Below are 25,394 nucleotides of genomic sequence, written 5' to 3'. Positions count from 1 at the left end.
CGATTTTTTTATGAAAAAAGCAATTAGCGATTTTGATGAACTTTTAGCTTGTGAGAGAGCGGTCTGTACCAGAGTCTTTACTTTTGTATGTAGCAGCACCCAATGGTCAAGCCGCTAACAGCCAACAGCTATTAGCTACTAAGACGAAACTATTTAGGGGAGTTCCAGCCTTGGAAAAACAGGTCTGGCTTCACCTAAAGCTTGTCTTGCAGTTAGTGTTCCCCAAGTGGCATGGGCGGAAAACGCAGCCGAAACATCTATTAACGTTTTGTTATTAAAGTCAATTGAAAAACCTAGCTGTTGGTAAATGTCACTGCTGACGGTGGGAATAATCGGTGATAGCAGATAAGCTGCTAGTCTAACAGATTCTAGAACCGCATACAGGACTTGTTCGACGGCCTGCTGTTGACCCTGTTTGTATAAAGTCCAGGGAGCTTGATCGTCAATAAATTTGTTACTGGCTCGAATTAAAGTGAAAATATCTGCGATCGCTTTGCTAAAAGCCAGAGATTCATAAGCTTGAGCAACGCGATCGCCTAAACCAAGACCAATTGCTTTAATTGTGTTATCTGCGGGGATGTTTTCAGATGAGCAGTCAGGCACGATGCCATTGCAGTATTTCTTTGCCATGTTCAACGTCCGATTGAGTAAATTGCCCAGGTCATTTGCTAAATCAGCATTGAGGATATTAATAAATCGAATTTCGTTAAAATCTCCGTCTTGCCCAAATTCAATCTCCTTGAGAAAATAGTAACGAATCGCCTCTGCCCCGTAGCGTTCGACCAAGGCGACCGGATCGATGGTATTACCCACCGTTTTACTGATCTTTCGTCCGTCTTTTGTCAGAAAGCCATGTCCAAATATTCGCTCCGGCATGGGCAGATCAGCTGACATTAACATGGCAGGCCAATAAACCGCATGAAACCGCAGAATGTCTTTACCAATCAGGTGCATATTAATTGGCCACCACTTAGATAAAGCATTCTCTAGCGTTGGGTCGCTATCCGGTTCAAGTAACGCTGTAACATAACCCAATAAGGCATCAAACCAAACATAGATAGTGTGGCTGGGATCGACGGGTATTGGGAAGCCCCAGTCTAGGTTTACTCGCGAAATAGAGAAATCTTGAAGCCCTTGGCTGACAAAGCTCAAAACTTCATTGCGGCGAATTTCTGGCTGGATAAAATTTGGTTGCTTGTGATACAAGTTTTCCAGATGAGTTTGATACTTAGAGAGGCGAAAAAAGTAGTTTTGTTCATCCCGCCACTCGACTTCTTTATTGGGGTGAAGGGGGCAGTGGTGCCCTTCTAAAAGGTCGCGCTCATCTTTGAATTCTTCGCAGGAGACACAGTACCAGCCCTTTTGTTGCCCCAAATAAATGTCATCTTTTTCCCAGACGCGCAGGAAAAACTCTTTGACAATGGCGTGGTGGCGGGAGTTTGTCGTGCGGATAAACCGATCGTACTGGATGTTGAGCTTTTGCCAAAGAATGTCGAATCCAGCCGCAATTTCATCAGAGTGAGCTTGTGGTGCAAGCCCTTTCATTTCGGCTGTGCGCTGAATTTTCTGTCCGTGTTCATCCGTGCCGGTAATCAACAGCACAGACTTTCCCCGGAGTCGTTCAAACCGAGCCACCACATCCGCCGCCATTGTTGTATAAGCACTGCCAATGTGGGGTACGTCGTTTACGTAATACAGCGGTGTAGTAATTGCAAATGTATTTTTACCTGTATGATTAGCACTCATAAATATAAAAAACAACCCCCTTTCTTGTTTTTGATCATATACTTCGGGCTGCAATTTTGTATCTTTTCGTTATCTTGTTTTGAGAGTTCCACTTAGCTTCTGGCAATACAAGTATAAATTGTCACTTTTTCTTGACCGGAATAAAATCGTAAAAAATCTTTACTGACTATTTTTACCCTATCTACCCTAAGGGATTCGCATAGGCGAGGACGTTAGGTTAATAATTATATTAAGAAAAGTTAAGTTTTGGGGTGAGCGATCGCTTCTAGTCAATGAATAAAGTCCAGACTAAGTAAAAAATGGACAGTTCGCTCAAGAGTCAAGAGAAAGGGTCAAACGCAGTCTCTCTCAAGACTCTAGCGATTTACAATCAAGCCAATTGCCTGTTGGCTTCTGCGATCGCCCTGCCTGCAAAAAAGCCTATAGAAAGCATGTCTTCAGATAACCCTTTACAGATTTCTCGTTTGCTGCTTTCGGCATTGGGAACGCAGATGTATATGTACCATCAAGATCGCGTTCCTCAAGAAGGTGGCGTTTTAGTGGTGAGCAATCATCGCAGCGTCATGGATGCGCCATTACTAATGGCAGCTTTAAATCGTCCGATTCGGTTTGCCTGTCATCACTATATGGGTCAAGTGCCCGTGATGCGGGACATTGTCCATCAGCTGGGTTGTTTCCCTTTAGAGACGCCAGAACACCGCCAGCAAGATTTCTTTAATAAGGCGATTCGGCTGTTGCAGACCCAGCAGGTGGTTGGAATATTTCCAGAAGGTGCCCAACCGATGGTAAAGCTAACTCAGCCGAATGAAATGAAAACCTTTCACCGGGGATTTGCCCATTTGGCTTTACGTGCGCCGGTGCAAAATTTGGCAATTTTACCTGTCGCGATCGCATCCCAGGAAGAAACCAATAATTCTGCAATCCCTCTGCAATTATTAAGTTTATTTGACCCTTCCGAACCCCTATTTAAACAGACAGGCTGGCATCCAATGGTCGTTTACCGTCGATCTAGCATCCTGATTGGGCGTCCCCGTTGGATTACGCCTCAAGCGCGGGAACAATATCAAGGAAAACAAGCCAAAACTGCTGTTGCTAGTCTTATCAATTATTGTCAGGAAGAAATAGCGGGTTTACTTCGTCAGGTTTCTTATTAGTTCACGACCATAGGAGGCTGCCTTAGAATAAGAATTAATACCTACGTCTACAGGAAGATAACCTACGAGTAGGTTAAATAGGCAAGATCAGCTCTCAGGAGTTATCACCTTGAAGAATTAGAACTTTATTGGTTGTTCGCTGAAGTGCCTTGAGTCCTCGAATTGTTCGCACCCACCCCCAAGAAAGCAATAAATCTTTGACCTGTTGTTTTTAAATGGACATTACGAAATGCCAGACGTAAAAAGCCATCCTTGTTTTCTCACCCCCAGGCTGTTAAATCCAGACCACCCACTGTTTGTGTTCCTTCCAGGCATGGATGGCACGGGTCAATTGCTGCGAGCGCAGACCGAGGGGTTAGAGGCAGCCTTTGATATCCGTTGTTTGGTAATTCCAGCCGATGACTTGACTAGCTGGGACGATCTCACAGAACAAGTGGTCGCGCTGATTAAAGCGGAAGTGGAAAAACAGCCACAACGGTCAGTTTATTTGTGCGGCGAGTCATTTGGGGGCTGCTTGGTGATGAAAGTAGCTCTACGAGCGCCCGAACTATTTGACCGAATTATTTTGATTAATCCCGCTTCTTCCTTTAATCAGCGACCTTTGCTGGCTTGGGGATCGCTGGTGAGTGGCTGGATACCGGAAGTCCTCTACCGAGCGGGATCGGTGTGGTTATTGCCATTTTTGGCTCATTTAGAACGGGTTGCACCGCGCGATCGCCGTGCCCTTCTAGACGCTATCCACTCCGTACCCCCAAAAACTGTCCTTTGGCGACTGTCTCTGATCAGAGATTTTGATGTTGATGCTTCCCAATTACGTCGCATCACTCAACCCACCCTGGTAATTGCTGGAGGCACAGACCGGCTACTTCCCTCTGTAAGCGAAGCCCAACGCTTAACTTCTTGCCTACCCGACGCCGAAATGGTAGTGCTACCGAAGAGCGGTCACGCCTGTCTCTTAGAAGCTGATGTCAACCTCTACGCAATCATGAAAGCTGAAAATTTTTTAGAACGTCGGGATAAAGCTTCCCTCTTGGCAGTTTCTTAGTGATTAGTCACTAGCCATTCAGTAAGAGAACCCAATTAAAACCTGTCATTTTGTCGGCTGAGTTATCCCTCATGCAGGGGTGTTCTCGGCGTTGAGAGCGTGACTTTTGAGGTGCGAAACCCAGTACTCAAACGAGTTTGATTTGTCTACTTCACTATTCTTGATTTGCTGGTACTAAGGAATAATGACTTTTACCAAGGATTGCCAATCATTGTAAAAGCAGACCAATAATAAGGATGAGAGAGGACTTGATTTCCAATGCCTAGCAATTGGGGTGGTAAAGAGATATCTCCACCGCGAGTCCGCAACCTTCCACCCTCCAGCCGCACCTGCCCCTTGAGCATCGCCAACTGAGCCTGACGTAGCGCCTCTGCCTTAATCGGAGCTGTTTTTAATTGTTCGTAAAATTCTGTCATCAGCCCCAGAGTCCCCTCATCGCTGACATACCACAAACTTGCCAACGCCGATTTCACCCCTGCTTGCACGGCTAATCCCGCAAAGCCTAACTCCGCTTGCTCGTTGCCTACTGCTGTGCGGCAGGCACTCAGCACTAATAACTCTACAGGTGGGTTATTCCATCCCAATTCCCGCCACTGATCGAGTCGCAGCTTGGTGTCCCATAACTGAATGTAGGAGTTGCTAGGGGAACCTGGATTAAACTCTCCGTGAGTTGCCAGGTGTACAATCTCAAATGGTTGTTTTTGACGCTGTGCCTTCAGATTCTTGAGAGTAAAATCCTCATTGAGAAAGGACTTGCCTTTCCACAGATAGGGCACGATTGCGGATAATTCCCTCGGTACTGCGGGTAAAGGATTTTCATCCGTAAACGTTGAGATCCCCATTGCCAAAACTTGAGCATTTTTCAAACTCTGGTAGCGAGTATCAGTGAGGCTAAGGCTGGGCATCAAACCAACGCTGTAGCGCTCAAGGATAAACGCTTTACCATCGTGGAGAGCAGCGATGGGGATCGTGCGTAGGCCCCCATCCATGAGGAAGACAAGATTCTGGATACCGAGTTTTTGTAAATCTTTCTCTAGGGGTGCTAGCAGCCATTGATACATCTGCTGAGAGGGGGCTATGTAGCTACGAGAGCTTTTAACGTTAGTCACTTGCGTCTGGAATTGGTCGGCAAGTTTGAGAACCTTTTCCCGTGTTGCACCCGTAAGTCGTTTCCGAATCGGTTGTCCCTCTGCCGTCACCAGTAGGAGTTCCAGATGATCTTGAGGATTTTCTGTTTTTTGGGGTTTTAGGCTGTCAGTATTCTGGTGAATTGAGGAGGATGGGCTTTTTGCCTCATTTACTGTCAAAGTTGTGGGAATAAACATTGCATAAATGAGTCCCGCTTTGATACCGCTGGATGCCTCAATGCCTTGCAGGGTACTACGGGCATCGGTAAGGCTCATCGTGGGGGTATCGTTCACCCCCAGATATTGTTCGTATTCCTGGGTGAAAGGTTCATCAATTTGAGCCAATGCAGAATCAACTTCCACCAGGGACTGACTGGCATTGGCTGGGGGGGAAAGCGCAGTAGTCCCCTGCGGTTGTGATGCTTCTTGCTGTGGGATTCCGACGGGCTGCGAGGGGGTTTTAGCGGGAATCAGATTGGGAGCCGGACTGAAGGTGATGATTTTAATGTTGCCCTGGATGTAAGTGGCAGGCGGTACGGGTACTGAAAAGATTGTCGCAATCGTATTGCTTGCGCCACTAGTAATCGATCCAGCCGTTCCGTTGAGGCTAGCATTGCCGATGATGAAGGGAGTTGTGGTGCTGCCGTTGTGACGGATGGTGATGTTACCGCCGTTGGTTCCGCCAGCCGTGGAGATGCTGGAATTTAGGCTGTTGCGGTCTACAAAAATGCCTGTAGCCCGAAAGAATTTACCAGCAGTAATATTCACAGTTCCTCCAGTACCACTTCCCATACTTTGGGCATTGATGGTACTGGTAGTAATATTGCCGTTGTTAGACGTTAGGGCGATCGCTCCCCCGTTGCCACTCTGCGAGTCAGAAGACACATTTTTGGTATCGATCGATCCCGTAATGCTGTTGAGGGCGATCGCTCCTCCATCATGATTAATTGACCAAGATTCCACGTTACCTGTGGTAATGTTGCCATTGGCTTCTAGGGCGATCGCGCCCCCAACGCCTTCAAAGGAAGTTGCATCTAATAACTCAGTATTAATCGTTCCCTGGTTACTGTAGAGGGAGATATTACCGCCATCGTCCGCGACTGACCAGGATTCCACCTTACCTGTGGTAATGTTGCCATTGGCTTCTAGGGTGATCCATCCCCCATACCCTTCAGAGGAAGTTGCATTTAACAACCCAGTTTTGATAGTTCCCTGCTCACTGTAAATAGACATATCACCGCCGTCGCCCGCGACTGACCAGGATTCCACCTTACCTGTGGTAATGTTGCCATTGGCTTCTAGGGTGATCCATCCCCCATACCCTTCAGAGGAAGTTGCATTTAACAACCCAGTTTTGATAGTTCCCTGGTCGCTGTAAATAGAGATATCACCAGCATCTCCACTATTGGAGAAAGAGTTTAAGTCAGCAGTAGTAATATTGCCATTTGCATCAAATGCGATCGCGCCCCCAACGCCTTCAGAGGAAGTTGCATTTAATAACCCAGTTTGGATAATTCCCTGGTCACTGTAGAGAGATATATCACCAGCATCCCCACTATTGGAGAAAGAGTACAAGTCAGCGGTGATAATGTTGCCGAAAGCGTCTAGGTCAATGTCACCCCCAAAACCTTCAGAGGAAGTGGCATTAACTACTCCCGTTTTGATAGTTCCCTGGTCACTGTAGAGAGAGATATCACCCGCATCGCCACCGTTTGAGAAAGAGTACAAGTCAGCGGTAGTAATATTGCCATTTGCATCAAATGCGATCGCGCCCCCAAAACCTTCAGAGGAAGTTGCATTTAACAACCCAGTATTAATCGTTCCCTGGTCACTGTAGAGAGAGATATCACCAGCATCCCCATTATTGGAGAAAGAGTACAAGTCAGCGGTAATAATATTGCCATTTGCATCAAATGCGATCGCGCCTCCGTCGCCACTTACTGAATCCGATCGCACTTGTTGGGTGCCAATCGTTCCTGTATAGCTTGTCAGAGAAATCTCTCCCCCATCGCCGTAACCGTTTGAAAAAGCATGAATGTAGTTGGTGGTAATGTTGCTACCGGCGGTAAGGGTGATGTTCCCCGGAATGCCTGCATCCAGACCATAAGAGCCTGTGTTGAGAATACCAGTGGTAATGTTGCCCTTAGGGGCAAACAAGTTAATTGAACCCGCGTCGTTAGTCTGAGAGTAGGAGAACAAATCTCCAATTCTGAGACTTCCCCCACTGCTAGTAACGGTAATATCACCTCCAATCCCAGAATCATAGGAGCGAGAATCTAGATCGCCCGTGGTAATCTTTCCATTGGCAAACAGGGTAATCTCTCCAGAGAAACCATAATCCGACCAAGTTTGCAAGCTTTTTGTTGTAATTTCTCCAAAAGCTGTTAGGGCGATCGCACCGCCATCGCCGTCAAAAGTGGTCGCGTCCAAGATGCCAGTGTTAATGCTTCCTGCCTTACTGGAGAGGGAGATATCCGCGGCATCGCCTTCAACCGACCAAGATTCCAAGTCACCAGTGGTAAGATTGCCAAAAGCCGTCAGTGCGATCGCGCCGCCGTTATCGCTATAAGCGCTAGTATCAAGCTTGCCTGCACTGGTGTTGATACTGCCGAGGAAGCTGGTTAGCGTAATCTGACGACCAGAATTGATAATATTGCCAGTCGTAATATTTTGGTTGGCTTGCAGGGTAAGCGTCGCGTTATCATCTCCGGCGAGAGTATAACCTGTCGTGGTTATAGAACCGGAACCTACAGGCGATCGCACGGTAACGGGATCGAAGAAGGTAGTGTTGCCAGCTAGAGTAATCGCACCACTACTGTTTGCCCGTCCAATGACGATTTGAGAAAACCCATTTTCTAAGAAATTGAGTTCGCTGGTGTTTAAATTTAAGCGGTTGTCGTTGACAGTCCCGCCAATGGTAATGCCCAAACTGGAAGTCAGAGGCTGCAATTGAAGCGTCCCGCTGCCCTTGATTTGTGGGGTGCCAGGATTCGTAGAGTCAATAAAATTAATTTCATTAGCGGCAAGAGTGATATTACCGCTACCCCCAATTCCAGTTGGATTAATGCCGCTGTCTTGTAAAAGAATCCCTGCTGCATCACTCGCACCAGTGCCATTTAGGGTAATCGCCCCTGTCCCAACGGATTCCACGACGCCTTCAGAGACAATAATAATCCCGTAGCTGTCGCTGCCCGTTCCCTTGACAGTGCCGCTTAGGTTAATATTGCCCGCTTGCGATCGCACTCTGCCGCTTGCATAAACAGCCGTTCCATCCTGACTCCCCACCCCAGTACCACTGGTGCCAGTTAGGGTAATATTCCCGCTGTTGGATTGGACAATGGTGCCACTACTGCCAATCGAAATGCCGTCATTGTTGAAACCCGTGCCATTACTGGTGCCGATTAGGGTAATATTCCCCGTCCCGGTTGATTCAATCTTGCTAGCTGTAGACAGATGGATTCCATGATTGGTAGCGCCAGTTCCGTTACCAGTACCCTGGATATTAATATTTCCATTCACCGAACTCACTTTGGAGTTTTGGATGATTTCTACGCCGTCATTTCCATCTGTCCCACTTCCAACTGCACCCGTTAGGGTAATGCTGCCCGTTCCGGTTGATTGCACTACACTGTTGTTTTGAATTGAAATCCCGTTACTGGTAGTACCAGCACCACTAAAAAATCCTGTACCCGTCAGGTTAATATTGCCGCCTTGGACATTAATGATGCTGTTGTTGAGCTGAATGCCATTCGTGTAGGTGGCATTTCCGCGACCGACTCCTGTAAAATTGCCGCCGTTAGTATTAATCGTGGCATTGGTAAAGGCGATCGCGCCGCTACCGTTGGTGTCATTATCAGCAAAAAGATTTACATTCAGCTTGCCGCTACTGGAAGCGATCGCTCCATTTAGAATAATGTCGTTGTTAGCTTGCAAAGTAAGCGCAGCATCTCCCCCAGATGTCTTGCTAATAAAAGCATTGCTATTTTGAGTAATATTCCCGGCACCTGGAGAACCAGATGCAGTTGCCGTGTCGAGGATGACGCTGGTGCCAGTATTTAGGGCAGCATTAATATTGGCAACATCCACCGTATTAGTGCCAATTCCACCGCCGCCGCTATTGACAATCGTGATATCGGTCGGGTCAATCAGCCAAGTCCCACCAATTCCTTGAGAAGCACTGGCATTCGGCGTACTGGTGAGATTGAGAAACTGTTTGCTAGAAGTTTCAATCAAGCCACCATTTCCAGAAAAAACGCCTCCCCGTGCTGTCAGTGTCCCGTAAATGCTGGCTGTATCATCTGCAAAAACAATAACTTTTCCACCATTACCGTTGTGCAATGCGTCGGCAGAAATCACCGAGTCGCTGGTGACTAATGTTTGTAAGGCATTTGGGACTTTGCCTTGACCCTGATAATCACCGCCAATGAGTACCACACCGCCGCCATTGATGCCCGAAGCGTTGATATTGGCACTGATGACACTCGCTTGGTTGCCCAAGACATAGACGGTACCGCCGGTTTGACCCGATACATTCAGGGTGCCAGAAGCAATGGCCGTACCCGGTTGTGTGCCAATCTCAGCACCAGAAGCGGTCAATCGTACCGTGTCATCGCTATTGACGGTTAATCCCGTGGCATTCGCGAGATTTCCGCCCGTTAGTAGCGAAGGTAGAGAAAGGGGAGAAAAAGGTAGTGCGGCTGTATTTGAGACAGGTAGCGGTTGAATTTCCAAACTTAGCGGACTGCCAGGTAGACTCAAACGTACTAACTTCTCACCCGGTACACCGACTACAGCAATTTGCCCCCCAGATGCACTCAGCTGCCCCGTAGTGACCGCCGTGCCACCTAACAGGGTTAAATTCTCCGATACTGCCAAACTCCCTGCATTAACAATGCTTCCTGCTTGAGGAGTGTGAAAGATAAACTGGGTAGGCGTTCCGACTAAGGTAGCGTAGTCATTGGCACCAATCGCATTAAACCAATTACTGCCAAAACCGATACCCGTGGCAGTGGTAGCGGTAAATGAAGCCGGTACATTCAGGCTGGCATGGGAACCAAAGATAATCCCCGCTGGATTCATCAAGAACAGGTTAGAATTTCCTCCCGTGACTTGGATTAAGCCATCAATATAAGAGGCATTCCTACCCGTAACGCGCCCTAAGATATTTTGAATACTAGGGTTAGAAAGAAAGTTCGCAATTTCCCCAGAATTTAGCCCTAGCTGCTCAAAGCTATGGAAAAGATTTGCTTGATCCTTTGAAAGCGTGCCGCCGCTAATATTAAGGCGGTTCCCATCTGGGGTAACGATTGTGCCGGTGCCGTCAGCCGCTGGGATAATCGGCTGTGCTTGTACTGGTTGAAGCGGGTTAGCGATCGCTGTGAGTGAAAACACTACCAGTAACAGCCTTATATTTCTAACGGCTGACATATTTACGCATTTCGCCTCTTGACAATACCCCTAAAGTAACATTGACAGATTCAAGTGTTGGGGATGCTTTGATTTGTTTTAGATCCCAAACGCGATCGCAATCTGTAAATAAATAAAATTGTCTGGCTTCCAGACCGCTCAATATTGGAAAGCCAAACAATTTTGTATCTTCTCTATTCTATTGATTGTGCTAATTATGCGATCGCGGTTTTGAGTCCCTCATCACCCATCAATAACTTTTAACGGAAGTTGCCTGGATTCAGTCGAGGATTGGCTCGATTCGAGCGCATAGGCACTCCGCCTTTCAACTGGGTGCCAGTGCCACCATCCGCTCGATCTAAGAAAGGTCGCAGGTTAACGCTTTGCGATCTACGACTAGAGCGATTGGTGCTTCCGCCAAGGGAAGATAAGCCCAAGTTTAATAGATCGTTGAGCATCTGAGCATCCCGGCCCCCGACAAAGGTATTGACGCCCTCTGTCACCTGTCCGCTGTCAGCAATGCTGATATTTTGGAAGACGCGATCGCGGATTAACTGCGGATTTTCACCTGGAGGCACAGTCAACACAATCCGGCAGTCTGGATTTTTCTGAGTTGTGATGCAAACAACGTTGTAGTTATTTTCTACCGATGCCCGCATTTCCTGAAGACCATCGGGTCGATAAGATTCTAATCTGCGACTAATTTCGTTACAACGTCTCTCAGCAGTCCAGCCACCCCCTAAAGGGCTGGGAGTTGCCCAAGCATAAGCTTGATCGGGTTGGCTCTTCGGGTGATACATCACCATATACTGACTGTTCGTTAGCTGGCAGGTAAACCGTGGCTTGTTAGCAGTTGTACTATTCTCTGATTCCGTTTCTGGGTTAGTCGTGGTATCGGGACTCCCATCGGTGTCTACCACAACATCCCCATCCGAGGGCTGAGTCTTCTCATCTTCTACACCTGGCAGTTGCGCTTGCTGAACAGAACCGGCAAAGGCAATACCGCTATTAAGTAGAATTGTTACACCGACAGATAAAGCCACACTGTTGGCAACTAAGGACTTTGCCCCAGACGCGAACCTAGACAGATGTGGTGACATATCAACAATCCTCCTGTATATTTTTTGACTATCGTTAGCATCATTTGAATTAAATGAGCTAATTTCATAAATCTTTATAAATCGGTCTCCGTAGCGTATACTACGAAAGCACGACTAGAATCCCCCGATTACCTGGTAGAAATAAGGGTAAGAAATCAGGAAAATAGAGCGTATTTTTTGAAAATTGTCAATCAGTGGGTACTGTTTATCGTGTATCCAATGTTGCACAAGATACCCCCCTAGATGCCATAGTGACGGGAAAACCGAAGCAAAGTTCCCGCAAAACCCTTAAATCACTAAAAAGGAGAAAACAATGTTGTTGGAGGCACAAAAGCCGCTGACAGTTCCGAGACATTTCCTGGAACCGCCTGCGTCCCTAAGTCCAACGCTACTCATGTTTCTTACCGCCGTAGCGATGGTTGTGCTATCAAACTTTGGTTACTGGCTCTGGGAGTGGCCTCACTGGTGTTGCTTTATCACAAACACGATCGCCTTGCACATTTGTGGAACGGTGATTCACGATGCTTGTCATAATTCTGCCCATCGTAACCGAGTCATCAATGCCATCCTGGGACATGGCAGCGCCCTGATGTTAGTCTTTGCCTTCCCAGTATTTACCAGGGTTCATTTGCAGCATCATGCCCATGTAAATGACCCGGAAAACGATCCAGATCATTACGTTTCTACCGGCGGTCCCCTGTGGTTAATTCCGGTGCGGTTTTCATACCACGAAATATTTTTCTTTAAACGGCAGTTGTGGCGAAAATATGAACTTTTAGAATGGTTCTTAAGCCGCTTGTTTGTCGGGACGATTTTCTATATCTCAATTCAGTACCAATTCTTAGGCTACATTCTCAATTTTTGGTTTATCCCTTCTGCTTTGGTGGGATTGGCGCTGGGATTGTTTTTTGATTATCTGCCGCATCGCCCTCATCAAGAACGCGATCGCTGGAAAAATGCCAGAGTCTACCCCAACCCCATCCTCAATTTGTTGATCATGGGGCAAAATTACCACCTTATTCATCATTTGTGGCCTTCCATTCCTTGGTATCACTACCAAAACGCCTATTACGCCACCAAGCCCCTCTTAGATGAAAAAGGCTGTTATCAAACTCTGGGAATCTGGCAAGGAAAAAATTTCTGGAGCTTTTTATATGACGTTTTTTTAGGCATCCGCTTTCACAGCAAATCGTCTAAAAATCTAGAAAATAGCTAATAAATGTCATTAGTGATTCGTCACTAGTCATTGACGAATCACTAATGACAAGAAGCATCAGCGATGAAACGACTGAACCGTTGCCTGGGAGGATAAACTAACCTGAGACAAACTCCAATCCGGTCTTAGGCTTTTAGCTCCCCGCAGATAAGGATGGTAAATCGGTGGGTGGGAAGCTGGCAAATTGACGTGAATTAAAAAGCGGATGCAACGCTCCAACCCTCCCTCCACGTGCATTTGCTGGACATCGAGCAGAGGAACATTGTCCCAGTGGGGACGAGAGCGAGCGATCGCAGCGGGAAAGATCGCATCCAGATCCCGCGTCACCGAGAACGTGGCACTAATAATTAAATCGGGATGTAGTTGATTGTGTACTTCCAATTCATCGAGTAGTTCCGCTACCACTTCTCGAATTGCCTCAGCCGTGTTCTGTGAGGCAGTTGTTGCCCCGCGAATCGCTCGAACTCGCCACTCCACGCAAGCATCCTCCATTTTATAATTGGGATTTTGAATCTTAGATTTTGGATTTCAGAATCATCTAAATCATCTATAATCTAAAATCTAAACTTCATACTAGGGTCGGTAAAGCCACAACGGTTGACCACTGGTAGAAAGTTCAAATTCTAACCAGTCTATCCCAGCTGATAGACTAGATGCCCCCTGAACTCTGCTCGATACCACACGATTCCAGAAAGGTTTGCGTTCTTCCAGGGTGTAACACTTCGTTTTTTCGGGATCGAGACCGACCAGTTCCGCAGCCCAACGGCGGGCATCTTCCTCAGTACCGAGCCGGTCAACAACCCCCAGTTCTAAAGCTTGTTGACCTGTGAAAATGCGACCATCGGCAAAACTTTTAACCATTTCGGTTGTCAGCTTCCGAGCCTCAGCAACCGTTTGCACAAATTGCTGATAACTGATGTCAATCAGGTCTTGGAGAATATTCTTTTCCGGCTCGGTGAGTTCCCGGTCAAAAGCCAGAATATCTTTATAAGGACCGGATTTGATCACCTTGAAAGAAACACCAATCTTTTCTAGCAAGCGCTCCAGGTTGTTTCCCCGGAGAATTACACCGATACTGCCAGTAATTGTGCCTGGGTTGGAAACAATGTGTTCGGCTCCCATCCCGATGTAGACTCCTCCAGATGCGGAGATATTGCCAAAGCTGGCAACAATTTTCACCTTTTTTTGCAGGCGAGTCAGGGCTTCATAGATTTCTTGAGAATCCCCGACCGTACCACCAGGACTATCAATGCGTAGCAGTAAAGCTGGAAACTTTCGTTCTTCAACCGTTTTCAGGCTTTCTAGAACTTGTTTTCGGGTAGTACTGCCAATCGCACCAGTCACTTCAATCCGAGCAATTTGTTTACGAAACTTAGGCTGAAAAGGCCAGATCATGAGCAGGCAAGCGATGAATCGTGAATGAATGAGCGAATTAGAGAAGGAAGCAAATCCTGCAAAACAGTAAATGTTTCCCTAGGAATGCTGGCTCTTTCTCTAGTTTGCACGATCTGCATCGGTTTCGTTGGCTTGCGGGTGAAGCCTGAAAGCTTATCAGAAAGAAGGTTTTCCCTAGCTCCCCGAATTTAACAGGTACTTACAAGTAAAAACTTACCCTTTTGTCGGCATCCCAACAATTTGCCAAAGCGCCTTAACAGAACTACATATTAAGTACAATTAAGTAAATAAACGCGCAACCAGCCAGAAAAAGAGCAAGAAACCGGAAAATTTTCGAGAAATCCGGTTGCGGCTAAGTTCTAAATTGTAGATTCTTGCTTGCACCTCCCGGAAGGGCAACTCGCGATGACTTGCCCCCTATAGAAGCGGTGATTTGGCTCTGTTATGTACGCCTACAAAGGACTTTTATGCAGCTAAAACTCACAGAATCCAAAATTCCGTTGGCACCCTTGCTGCTGATTGCCCCCTTTTTCTTGTGGGGAACAGCGATGGTAGCAATGAAGGGTGTTATCCCAAACACAACGCCCCTGTTCATGGCTGGTATCCGGTTGGTGCCTGCCGGGGTATTGGTATTACTGGCTGCCTTTTTAATGGGGAAACCTCAACCCAAAGGCGTTCGGGCATGGCTATGGATTAGCTTGTTTGCCTTGGTTGATGGCGCTTTGTTTCAAGGCTTTTTAGCCTTTGGATTAGTGCGGACGGGCGCGGGGTTGGGTTCAGTGATGATTGACTCTCAACCCCTAGCCGTGGCTTTGCTGTCTTGTTGGTTGTTTGGAGAAACCATTGGACTGTGGGGCTGGCTGGGGTTGGCATTAGGAGTGCTGGGGATTAGTTTAATTGGCTTGCCGAATGAGTGGATTATCAATCTCTTCCACGGCAACGCGATCGCTGGCTCGTTTAGCTTCACGCACTTATTTGAAAGTGGGGAATGGCTGATGCTGCTGGCGGCGCTGTCGATGGCTGTCGGAACAGTGCTGATTCGCTTCGTTTGTCAGTATGCCGATCCGGTGATGGCAACTGGCTGGCACATGATTTTGGGCGGACTGCCTTTATTTGTACTCTCAGGACTGTGGGAATCGGAGCAATGGGTACATCTAAATTCGTCTGGCTGGATAGCGTTGAGCTACGCAGCCGTATTTGGCAGCGCGATCGCTTATGGTTTATTCTTCTACTTTGCCTCTAGCGGCAATCTCACCAGTCTCAGCTCCCTCACCTTTTTGACACCTGTGTTTGCCCTGGTGTTTGGCAATCTGATTTTGGCTGAAGTCCTTAGCCCTCTGCAATGGCTGGGAGTGAGTTTTACCCTGGTCAGTATCTATCTCATTAATCAGCGAGAGAAGATAGCCGAAAAGGTGCGTTGGCAAATCCTGCGCTTTGGGCGATCCGCTACATCTAGCGAAACAAGGGTGACAGAAGAAAGCAAAACCGAGCAAATTTCCTTGTTAGAGCCATCCGAGCCATTACCCTATCAATCGCTACCGATACAAGCGAAAGAAGCTGAAGCTGAGATTTGGCAAAATCGGTAGAAATGAATAGGATAGCAGACAAGCGAACGGCTAAGATTGAGAGCGAGTTGAAACTTTCTGCTATGATCAGCGCAATATTTACACTCTCTTCCAGAGCTAATCGCCCAAAAAATCCGGATGAAAAGCTCGCTAACTATTTAGAACTTATAACTTCATGCTGGTACTAGAAGCTAAGCAGAAAATTATCAGCAAAGGATCTTGTCTGGTTGTATTCACTTAGACAGGTTTCCCGAAAACTATGCTCTACCGCTCCACATTGCTTCTAGTTACCTGGGTTATTTGTCTGGGCTTTACCCCCAATTCGGGCAAGAATTCCACAGGATTTCCGCTAGCGATCGCGACTTCCCCCCCCAGTTTTCCCGTATCCTTAAAACTGGCTCAGTCGAGTTCCCCAGCCGCTAACAAGAATTTGCCCCTCCTCACAGTAGGCTCTCAAGGCGTTGAAGTCGCAGAACTTCAAAAGTCACTGAAGAGTTTGGGACACTACAACGGGGCTGTAGATGGTGCTTATGGGCGAACGACAGCAGTTGCTGTCTCTAAATTTCAAACATCTGTTGGTTTAACGCCTGACGGAGTGGCTGGTTCTACGACTCAAGAGCGCATTCAGGCAGCTGAAGCCGCAAAATCTTCCCCCGCTCCCACTCCAAAACCTAAGGCGGCTAAAGCGAGTTCTGGAGCAAACCGGCTCTGGTGGTTATTAGGCTTAACGGCAGCGTCTGCTGGTGTCGGGTTAGGAGTATACTTCTTGCTGAAATGGTTAGGCAATCTCAACAGAGAGGAGGAGCTAGAGCCTGAATCTGATGAACTAGCAGATGAAAGGAGCTACGAAGACCCTAAAGATGCCAATCACCCCGCAGATATCCATGCTCACCCGATAGAAAATGAAAATGGCAATAACGGCTATCATGCCTCTGCTTTAACCTTTTCAGAAACAAGCAACTTAGAAAAAAGCAATTTAGACGGGAGAACAACCTCACAAAAGTCAACCGAAGGAGTTAGCGAAGCGAAGCCGTTAGCGCGGCTGCGAAGCAACGAGGCAAAAGCGATAGGAGAAACCACTCGCCTCCCCAAAATTGACATTGTTAATGAATTAATTAAAGATTTACAGGGAGCCGATCCGACAAAACGACGCAAGGCGATCTGGGAGCTGGCACAATGCGGCGACTCTAGAGCAATTCAGCCCTTGGTGGATCTAATGATCGACTCGGATTCTCAGCAGCGCGGTTTAATCTTAGAGGCGCTGTCGCAAATTGGCACCCGTACCCTCAAACCGATGAACCGGGCACTCGCGATCTCGTTGCAAGATGAAAACCCTGATGTTCGCAAAAATGCAATTCGGGATTTGACGAGAATTTATGACACGATCGGTCAAGTCAGTAATTTATTGCGTCACGCTGCTGAAGATCGGGATTCCGAGGTTCAGGAAACAGCGCGGTGGGCAATAGGGCAGTTAAATCGGCTTCGCTTGAATCCTGGCACGGATAATAATTTGCCCGCTTTGCCAAATTCCCAAAATTCTTCTAATCATCCGCCAGAGGAATCAGAAAACCGTTAAATCGGCGTCTTTACAAGAGTTTAAATTCATTGTTTATCGTTTAGAGTGCCAAAGTTGTCCATCTTGCATCGTCCAGTGAAACTGTTGTTGCTCTCAACCTCGGTGGGCGCTCTCGGCACGGGGTTGGGGGGTGGCGTAGAACTAACCCTACTCAACATTGCTCAAGAGATGCTCCGGCGGGGACATACCCTAAAAATTGTGGCTCCCCAAGGCTCTCTGCTGGGAGATATTCCAATTGTCGAAATTGCTGGAGAACTCCAGACGACGGCTCAGACTCAAGGACGAAGTGCCCCGATTGTGATGCCGGAGAATTCTGTGCTGGGCAATATGTGGGATTATGCGCGGCAAGTCCAAACTGACTACGATCTGATTTTCAACATTGCCTATGATTGGCTACCGTTCTATCTAACGCCATTTTTTAATCGAGCGATCGCGCATTTCGTGAGTATGGGTTCTCTCTCGGCAGCGATGGATCGCATCGTGGAACAGATTGCCGTTCAGTTTCCCGGTACGGTTGGCGTCTACACATTGACACAGGCAGAAACGTTTCCCAGTCCGTCGCAATATCGAATTCTTGGAAGTGGTCTAGATTTATCACTTTATCAATTTTGCCCAGAACCCTCATCCTGCTTGGCTTGGGTGGGTCGGATTGCCCCAGAAAAAGGTTTAGAGGATGCCGTTGCCGCTGCCAAAATTACTGGTATTCCCCTCAAAATTTTCGGCAAAATGCAAGACAGTGCATATTGGGAGCAAATTTGTCAAGATTATCCGGATGCTCCTGTAGAATATGCGGGATTTTTCACCACATCCGAACTGCAACAGCATCTAGGCAAGTGTCGGGCGTTGTTGATGACGCCTCGCTGGGTGGAAGCGTTTGGCAATGTGGTGATTGAGGCGCTTGCTTGTGGGGTGCCGGTGATTTCTTATTCCAGAGGTGGCCCGACTGAAATTATTCAGGATGGGAAGACGGGCTTTTTGGTGGAACCGGATAGCGTGAAGGGCTTGGTAGAGGCAATTGGACGCATTAATAAACTTGACCGTTATACGTGCCGCCAACAAGCCGAAGCAGAATATTCTCTGGAAGCATTGGGCGATCGCATGGAAGAATGGTTTCGAGATATCTTGCAAAATTAAAACTTAAACCTGAAAAATTTTGGATTTTTCCGAGTGTCAACTACCGCCGCCTTTGCAAACTGGGGATTTGCTGCGAGTCATTGCTCCCAGTGGTGCCTTGCGAGAACTAGAAGCGTTCCACAAAGGTGTGGAAATATGGCGATCGCGCGGCTATCAAGTCGAAATTAGCAGTGGCGTTGAGGAACGGTGGGGCTACCTTGCGGGTAGCGATGAAAGCCGCCGCCAACACCTCGCAGACGCTTGGAAAAACCCTGAATGTAAAGGCATTCTCTGTGCTAGAGGCGGTTATGGTAGCGCCCGCTTGCTAGAAGATTGGTCTTGGCAGGGTAGAGAACAGACAAAGAAAATCGGAGATTTTTTACGCAGCACTCCCAAATGGCTAATCGGCTTTTCTGATGCCACTGGCTTGCTGTGGAGCCTCAGTAAAGTTGGCATTGCAGGGGTTCATGGCCCCTTGCTAACCACCCTGTCAGCGGAGCCAGAGTGGTCGATTCAGCGGCTGTTTGACTGCGTGGAAGGTCGCCCCCTAGAACCCTTGAAAGGAGTCGGCTGGGGCGGCGGTAAGGTCAGCGGCATCTTAATCCCCGGCAATCTGACCGTAGCCACGCATTTTTTGAACACGCCCGTACAGCCCCCGTTAGCAGGCGTCATTCTCGCTTTGGAAGATGTGACTGAGGCTCCCTACCGCATTGACCGAATGTTAACGCAGTGGCGAATGACAGGGGCTTTTGAGAAAGTCAAAGGCATTGCCTTGGGGCGCTTTAGTCGCTGCGAAGCTCCGCCGAACATTTCTAGCTTGACAGTGGAAGAAGTCTTGCGCGATCGCTTAGGGAGTCTTAGCATTCCCATTGTCTCCAATCTGCCCTTTGGTCACGATGGCCCTAATGCAGCTTTACCTTTAGGAATCCCCGCTCAGTTAGATGCAGATCGCGGCAGTTTAAGTTTATTCTCTACCAAGTAATAATACTTAAGCGCTTCTGGATTGCGTCAGTTGAGCAGGCGTTTTAAACCGGCTTGAAAAGTTTGGTGTGCCTGGACGCTGGGAACTCTGGATGGATATCATCTGTCCAAACACAAGGAAGCAGTTCTTGTTTGTAGGAAAACGGGTCTACCATGATGGGTCGTAAATTTGTCAATAGGGTTGCGGCGAGTGTAGCTGTCGCTGGGATGATGTTTACAGGGATTGCTGATATCGCTGGAGCAGCAACTGCAATAAAAAATGGTGAAAACGTTAATGGGTTCATCCGTACCAGCTCTCCCAACTTCACCTTTAGAAACCAATCTCTAAGGGGAACTCCTGTCCAGAGAGCCTATGGTGAGGAATTCCTGTTTAACGCCAAACAAGGCGATGCAGTGATTGCGGCTGTTGATGTAGAAGACGGTAGTACTCTTCTGCCGATCCTAGTTCTTGTTTCCTCGCAAACGGGGGCGCAGGTTGCCTACGATGACCGATCGGGTTTGCTGCGGTATCGAGTGCCGACGACTGGAGAATATAAACTGCGCGTGTTGGGTAAGAACAACACCAGGGGGAGGTACACGCTTTCGATTTCCGGGATTAGCCAGACACCAACTTCCCAAAATCCACCAGCTCAAACTCCCTCCGGTCAAAAAGATGCGCGACAAAAATTTCTAGAAGATGAATATGGATTAAGAGTCCTAGAAAACTGTCCGGCGGTAAGGAGTAATGTTGTTGTTGTTACCTTCCCCGAATACGGTCAAAACTATACCTACTGTGCCAATCCTAACCGCAATATTAAAGCAGGCGAATATCGGTATGACGTTAGCAGCAATGAGATCCGGCTTGGGAATGTTGCCCAAAATCCACCGGCTCAAACTCCACCTCAAAATGATCCTCGGAAACAAGCTCTGCTTAATGAGTATGGGTTGAGGGTTCTGGATACCTGTCCGGAAGTAAAAACTTCTTTAGTCGTTGTCACGTTTACCGAATACGGTCAAACGTACAATTACTGTGCCAATCCTAACCGCCTTGTCAAAGCAGGAGCGTACACCTTTGACATTAGCAGTGGTGACTTAAAGCCGAAAACAACGACTGCTCAAAATCCTACTCAACCGACAGCGAACGATCAAAGAAGCCAACTGTTGCGTAATGAGTATGGCTTGACGGTTTTGGATAGCTGTCCTCCAGCAAAGAATTCTTTGGTGGTCGTGAACTTTACCGAATCGGGTCAAACCTACACTTACTGTGCCAATCCCAACCGCGTTTTCAAGGCAGGGGAATATACCTATAACCCTACCACTCGCAACTTAGATGCGGCTAAGAAACCGACGCGATGCACCGTTGAAATTAGTGGCATCTGCATTGTCAAATAACATCAACAGCTAGTTAAAAAGGCACGCAGTAGAGAAACCCGGTTGATTCAAGCAGCCGGGTTTTTCGCGTGTAGGAGGGGCACTTAGGCTAGCTGACGACTGCTAGAGACACGGAAATTCCGTGTCTCTAGCAGTTGATACCTTATGGAGAGGTTTAGAGTGAATTGCCTCTCTAGTGGCGGGCAAAACTCAAGAGAAGCGATCGCAAAACTAAACTTGGGGAATCCGACAATGATAAGCTAAACAAATGCCTTTAAATAAGTGTTTAGGTGAAGTGTAGATGACCGTTGCAACCCAAGATCCGTATCTGCTGAGGGCAGCTCGTGGGGAAGTTTTAGACCGTCCGCCTGTGTGGATGATGCGGCAAGCGGGTAGATATATGAAAGCTTATCGGGATTTAAGGGATAAGTATCCTGCGTTCCGCGATCGCTCGGAAAAAGTAGACCTGGCAATCGAAATCTCCCTACAACCGTTTCGTGCCTTTGAGCCAGACGGAGTAATTTTATTTTCTGATATTTTAACTCCCTTGCCAGGACTCGGTATTCCCTTTGATATCATCGAAAGCCGAGGCCCAGTCATCGATCCGCCTATCCGCAGCCAGGAGCAAATTGATAAATTGCATCCTCTAGAACCTGGGGAATCTCTGCCTTTCATCCGGGAAATTTTGCAGACATTGCGGCAAGAAGTCGGCAATAAGGCAACTGTCTTAGGTTTTGTGGGTGCCCCTTGGACACTAGCCGCGTATGCGATTGAGGGCAAAAGCTCGAAAGACTACGCAATTATTAAGAGTATGGCTTTTTCAGAGCCAACAATGTTGCATCAATTTTTGGGTAAATTGGCGGATGCGATCGCGACTTACGTCCGTTACCAAATTGATAGCGGTGCCCAAGTCATTCAAATGTTCGATTCTTGGGCAGGGCAACTGAGTCCTCAAGATTACGAGACATTTGCTCTACCGTATCAGCAGCGAGTTTTCAACCAGGTAAAACAGACGCATCCGGATACTCCCCTGATTCTGTACATCAATGGCAGTGCTGGCATTCTGGAGAGGATGGCACAATCCGGCGCGGATATCGTCAGCGTAGATTGGACGGTGGACATGGCAGAGGCCAGGACAAGACTTGGCTCTAACATCGGTGTACAGGGAAATATGGACCCGTGTGCCTTATTTGGTTCACAAGAGTTCATCCGCGATCGCATTTATGACACGATTCGCAAAGCCGGAAACAAAGGTCATATCATGAATCTTGGTCATGGTGTTTTACCCAGTACCCCAGAAGAAAACGTGGCTTTCTTCTTTGAAACTGCCAAATCAGTCAAAAATCATTAGTCAGTGGTCATGGGACTAAAGACGAATCATTCTTGACTAAGGACGAATGACCAACCCTTATGAAACCCAAGCGGATTTTGGTAACTGGTGCCAGTGGCTGCATTGGTCACTACATTAGCGAAAGCCTGATTCAAGAAACCGAACACGAGCTGTATCTGCTAGTCAGAGACCCAGACAAAATACGATTTGACTATCAATCTCGACCGGGCATCACCATTGTAAAAGGTGATTTGCTAGACATTGAACGAGTAGGAAATCTACTCAAGACAATAGACATCGCAATTCTAGCCGCAACTTCTTGGGGCGGCTCCCAAGCGGTGTTTGATGTGAATGTCATCAAAACCATCCGGTTGCTAAACTTGCTCGACCCCGCAGTGTGCGAGCAAGTTATTTACTTTTCTACCGCTAGTATCCTCGGACGCGACAACGAATTATTGAAAGAAGCGGGAGAACTAGGGACGGACTACATTCGTTCTAAGTATGACTGCTTGCAGCGATTATCGAAATTAGCGATCGCACCGCGCGTCACTACCCTCTTTCCCACCCTGGTACTCGGAGGAGATGCTAACAAACCTTACTCCCATCTCTCTTCAGGATTGCCTGGAGTCGCAAAGTGGATTGACCTAATTCGCTTTTTTAAAGCCGACGGCAGTTTCCACTTTATGCACGGGCGAGATATTGCACAAGTGGTACGATTCCTGATCGAGCATCCTCCCAGCCCTTCGGAACCTCGACAGATAGTTTTGGGTCAAGCACCCATGACGGTTAACGAAGCCGTAGAAGAGGTTTGTGCTTATTTAGACAAGAAAATTCATTTTCGCGTGCCGCTGTCTCCCTGGCTAGCTGATTTCTTCATCCTCTTGTTCCGAATTCAGATGGCACCTTGGGATCGTTTCTGCTTGCGCTATCGTCATTTTACCTACCAAGATCCCGTCAACCCCGCTACCCTGGGTCTGCCGAATTACTGTGCCACATTCAGCGACGTGCTGAAAATCAGCGGGGTTCAGAGAAGACAGCTTACCGCTAAGAACGAGTAAACATTAGATTTAAAAGAAGGTTTTTTTAACGCAAAGGGACGCTGAGGTTAGCACAAAGGTACGTCAAGGAGGCTAGGGACTAATGCAGAAGAGTTTTGTAGACAGGTCAAGACCTCTTACTAATTCTCTGTGTCCCTTGGCGTCACCCTTGGCGTCACCCTTGGCGTACCTTTGCGTTAAAGAAGCAATTAGATAATCCAAGCTTGCCGGATTCAGCTAGGCTCGTGTGCTATGTATTAGCTAATAGCTGAAATTTAATAAGGTGTGAGGTTTTAGATTCAATGAAAGTTTTATTAGTTTATCCCCTGTTTCCCAAAACTTTTTGGTCTTATGAAAAAATTCTGGAATTAGTCAATCGCAAGGTTTTATTGCCGCCGCTGGGTTTAGTAACCGTGGCGGCAATTTTGCCTCAAGAGTGGGAATTCAAGCTGGTCGATCGAAACGTTCGCACCGTTACAGAACAAGAGTGGGAATGGGCAGATGTTGTCATTCTCTCGGCAATGATTGTTCAGAAAGAGGATTTACTCGATCAAATTAAAGAAGCCAAGCGGCGCGGCAAACTGGTGGCGTGTGGTGGCCCTTACCCAACTTCTGTTCCGGAGGAAGCTCAAAAAGCGGGTGTAGATTATCTGATTTTAGATGAAGGGGAAATCACCCTGCCGATGTTTGTTGAGGCAGTTCAGCGGGGCGAAAAACAGGGCATTTTCCGTTCCAATGGGGAAAAACCCGATGTGACGACGACGCCTATCCCGCGTTTTGATTTGTTGGAATTTGATGCTTACGATTCAATGTCGGTGCAGTTTTCGCGGGGCTGTCCCTTCCAGTGCGAATTTTGCGACATTATTGTTTTGTATGGTCGCAAACCCCGGACGAAGGCACCGGAACAGCTATTAGCAGAGTTAGAGTATCTCTACCAATTAGGGTGGCGTCGCAGCGTTTTCATGGTAGATGATAACTTCATCGGCAATAAGCGTAACGTCAAGTTATTTCTCAAAGAATTAAAAACTTGGCAAGCGGAACACCAATATCCCTTCCGGTTTAATACAGAAGCTTCGATTGATTTGGCGCAAGACCAAGAACTGATGGATCTGATGGTGGAGTGCTATTTCGATGCCGTGTTCTTAGGGATTGAAACCCCAGATGAAGAGAGTTTGTCGCTGACGAAAAAATTCCAAAATACGCGCAGTTCCCTGGGTGAAGCGGTGGAGGCAATTACACGAACCGGATTGCGCCCAATGGCTGGGTTTATTATTGGCTTTGATGGGGAGAAAGCTGGCGCAGGCAATCGCATTGTCCGCTTTGCCGAGCAAACTGCTATTCCCACCACGACCTTCGCGATGCTGCAAGCCTTACCCAATACAGCGCTGTGGCATCGATTAGACAAGGAGGGTCGCCTGCGGGGGAAAGATGGCAATATCAACCAAACTACCTTGATGAACTTTGTCCCGACTCGACCCCTGCAAGAGATTGCCAGAGAATACGTCGAGGCTTTCTGGACACTATACGATGCCGAAAAGTTTTTGGATCGGACTTATCGCTGTTTCTTGATGCTGGGTGCGCCCAAATGCAAGGCTCCTGGTAAATTACCAAATTTAGTGGATCTGCGAGCGCTGCTGATTGTGATGTGGCGTCAGGGTGTCAAACGCACTACTCGCTGGAAGTTCTGGCACCACTTATTGAGCATCCTCAAGCGCAATCCTGGTGTTTTTGAGCATTACATCGCAGTCTGCGCTCATAATGAGCATTTTCTAGAGTACCGCCAGATTGTGCGGGACGAAATTGACGCCCAGTTAGCTGAGTTTCAGGCAGAAGAAGCAAAACTGCAACAGATGGAAGATACTTCATCTGCATCTGTGAAACAAAAAAGTCCTGTCAGTGTATAAGACAAAGTTCTTTCGCGATTGCTAACAGAAGCGGGGGAATAGAGCGATCGCTCTGAAATGAAAATGCTCGTGAACCGCCAGAAATAAACACGATCGGGGTGTCTGGGAGTAGGGAGGCGGAAAGTCCAGAATCATTGGGTGGATATCAGTTTCCCACTCCCCCTCAACCAACGGTCAACTACATTCGGCTACTGAGTTAGTTAGCATGGAATATCCATTCATCATTAGCGAAAACCTAGCGGCATATTGTATTCGGTCAATTTAATGACTCCTTTATGAGCGATCACACATCGAAAGTGATAGAACAATTTGCCCCTGCCACGAATTGCTAAAATTAGTCCGAGGTTGC

The 25,394-nt window shown here is 47.5% G+C and carries 16 protein-coding genes; 11 read left to right on the top strand and 5 right to left on the bottom strand.

Features of this window, described 5'->3' with window-relative positions:
- Positions 1 to 153: 153 nt before the first annotated feature.
- A complete protein-coding gene (gene metG, locus H6H02_RS04485; RefSeq protein ID WP_277922518.1) occupies positions 154 to 1,800 on the bottom strand; it encodes a methionine--tRNA ligase in 1,647 nt (548 codons plus the stop codon).
- Positions 1,801 to 2,177: 377 nt separating this feature from the next.
- Here metG and H6H02_RS04480 point away from each other — a divergent pair, with 377 nt between their 5' ends.
- Both H6H02_RS04480 and H6H02_RS04475 read left to right on the top strand, forming a co-directional pair.
- Positions 2,178 to 2,900: a lysophospholipid acyltransferase family protein gene (locus H6H02_RS04480; protein WP_190815065.1), complete on the top strand. Its 723-nt coding sequence runs from the start codon at positions 2,178 to 2,180 to the stop codon at positions 2,898 to 2,900.
- Positions 2,901 to 3,129: 229 nt separating this feature from the next.
- On the top strand, positions 3,130 to 3,945 hold the full coding sequence (locus H6H02_RS04475; protein WP_190815063.1) for an alpha/beta hydrolase: 816 nt from the start codon (positions 3,130 to 3,132) through the stop codon (positions 3,943 to 3,945).
- Between the two features lie 191 nt (positions 3,946 to 4,136).
- Here H6H02_RS04475 and H6H02_RS04470 read toward each other — a convergent pair whose 3' ends face one another.
- Both H6H02_RS04470 and H6H02_RS04465 read right to left on the bottom strand, forming a co-directional pair.
- Positions 4,137 to 10,463 carry a CHAT domain-containing protein gene (locus H6H02_RS04470; protein ID WP_347342563.1) on the bottom strand — a complete coding sequence of 2,109 codons (6,327 nt, stop codon included), beginning with the start codon at positions 10,461 to 10,463 and terminating at the stop codon, positions 4,137 to 4,139.
- Between the two features lie 275 nt (positions 10,464 to 10,738).
- On the bottom strand, positions 10,739 to 11,578 hold the full coding sequence (locus H6H02_RS04465; protein ID WP_190815061.1) for a COP23 domain-containing protein: 840 nt from the start codon (positions 11,576 to 11,578) through the stop codon (positions 10,739 to 10,741).
- A gap of 313 nt (positions 11,579 to 11,891) precedes the next feature.
- On the opposite strand from H6H02_RS04465, the gene crtR reads away from it, so the two are divergent.
- On the top strand, positions 11,892 to 12,794 hold the full coding sequence (crtR, locus tag H6H02_RS04460; protein WP_190815059.1) for a beta-carotene hydroxylase: 903 nt from the start codon (positions 11,892 to 11,894) through the stop codon (positions 12,792 to 12,794).
- 57 nt (positions 12,795 to 12,851) lie between these two features.
- Here crtR and aroH read toward each other — a convergent pair whose 3' ends face one another.
- Together aroH and sppA are read right to left on the bottom strand one after the other, a co-directional pair.
- A complete protein-coding gene (gene aroH / locus H6H02_RS04455) occupies positions 12,852 to 13,286 on the bottom strand; it encodes a chorismate mutase (protein ID WP_199328987.1) in 435 nt (144 codons plus the stop codon).
- A gap of 81 nt (positions 13,287 to 13,367) precedes the next feature.
- Positions 13,368 to 14,189 carry a signal peptide peptidase SppA gene (gene sppA, locus H6H02_RS04450; RefSeq protein WP_190815057.1) on the bottom strand — a complete coding sequence of 274 codons (822 nt, stop codon included), beginning with the start codon at positions 14,187 to 14,189 and terminating at the stop codon, positions 13,368 to 13,370.
- 467 nt (positions 14,190 to 14,656) lie between these two features.
- Between sppA and H6H02_RS04445 the strand changes: the two genes are divergently transcribed.
- The 8 genes from H6H02_RS04445 (at position 14,657) to H6H02_RS04410 (ending at position 25,045) form a co-directional block, all read left to right on the top strand.
- Positions 14,657 to 15,775: a DMT family transporter gene (locus tag H6H02_RS04445; protein WP_190815055.1), complete on the top strand. Its 1,119-nt coding sequence runs from the start codon at positions 14,657 to 14,659 to the stop codon at positions 15,773 to 15,775.
- A 238-nt stretch (positions 15,776 to 16,013) separates the two neighbouring features.
- A complete protein-coding gene (locus tag H6H02_RS26990; protein WP_190815053.1) occupies positions 16,014 to 17,330 on the top strand; it encodes a HEAT repeat domain-containing protein in 1,317 nt (438 codons plus the stop codon).
- A gap of 60 nt (positions 17,331 to 17,390) precedes the next feature.
- Positions 17,391 to 18,464, top strand: coding sequence for a glycosyltransferase (locus H6H02_RS04435; RefSeq protein ID WP_190815444.1), 1,074 nt, complete (start codon positions 17,391 to 17,393; stop codon positions 18,462 to 18,464).
- Between the two features lie 16 nt (positions 18,465 to 18,480).
- Entirely contained in the window at positions 18,481 to 19,425 is a 945-nt protein-coding gene (locus H6H02_RS04430; RefSeq protein ID WP_190815442.1) for an LD-carboxypeptidase, read from the top strand.
- 152 nt (positions 19,426 to 19,577) lie between these two features.
- On the top strand, positions 19,578 to 20,795 hold the full coding sequence (locus tag H6H02_RS04425; RefSeq protein ID WP_190815051.1) for a hypothetical protein: 1,218 nt from the start codon (positions 19,578 to 19,580) through the stop codon (positions 20,793 to 20,795).
- 280 nt (positions 20,796 to 21,075) lie between these two features.
- Positions 21,076 to 22,125, top strand: coding sequence for a uroporphyrinogen decarboxylase (hemE, locus tag H6H02_RS04420; protein WP_190815049.1), 1,050 nt, complete (start codon positions 21,076 to 21,078; stop codon positions 22,123 to 22,125).
- A gap of 59 nt (positions 22,126 to 22,184) precedes the next feature.
- Positions 22,185 to 23,162 (top strand): NAD(P)-dependent oxidoreductase, encoded by a 978-nt coding sequence (locus H6H02_RS04415; RefSeq protein WP_190815047.1) that lies wholly within the window; start codon positions 22,185 to 22,187, stop codon positions 23,160 to 23,162.
- 281 nt (positions 23,163 to 23,443) lie between these two features.
- Complete coding sequence (locus H6H02_RS04410) at positions 23,444 to 25,045, top strand: B12-binding domain-containing radical SAM protein (protein ID WP_190815045.1); 1,602 nt, start codon at positions 23,444 to 23,446, stop codon at positions 25,043 to 25,045.
- The last annotated feature ends 349 nt before the right edge of the window (positions 25,046 to 25,394 follow it).

Source organism: Coleofasciculus sp. FACHB-1120 (assembly GCF_014698845.1).
GTDB lineage: Bacteria > Cyanobacteriota > Cyanobacteriia > Cyanobacteriales > FACHB-T130 > FACHB-T130.
This window is presented reverse-complemented; position numbering and strand designations above follow the sequence as displayed.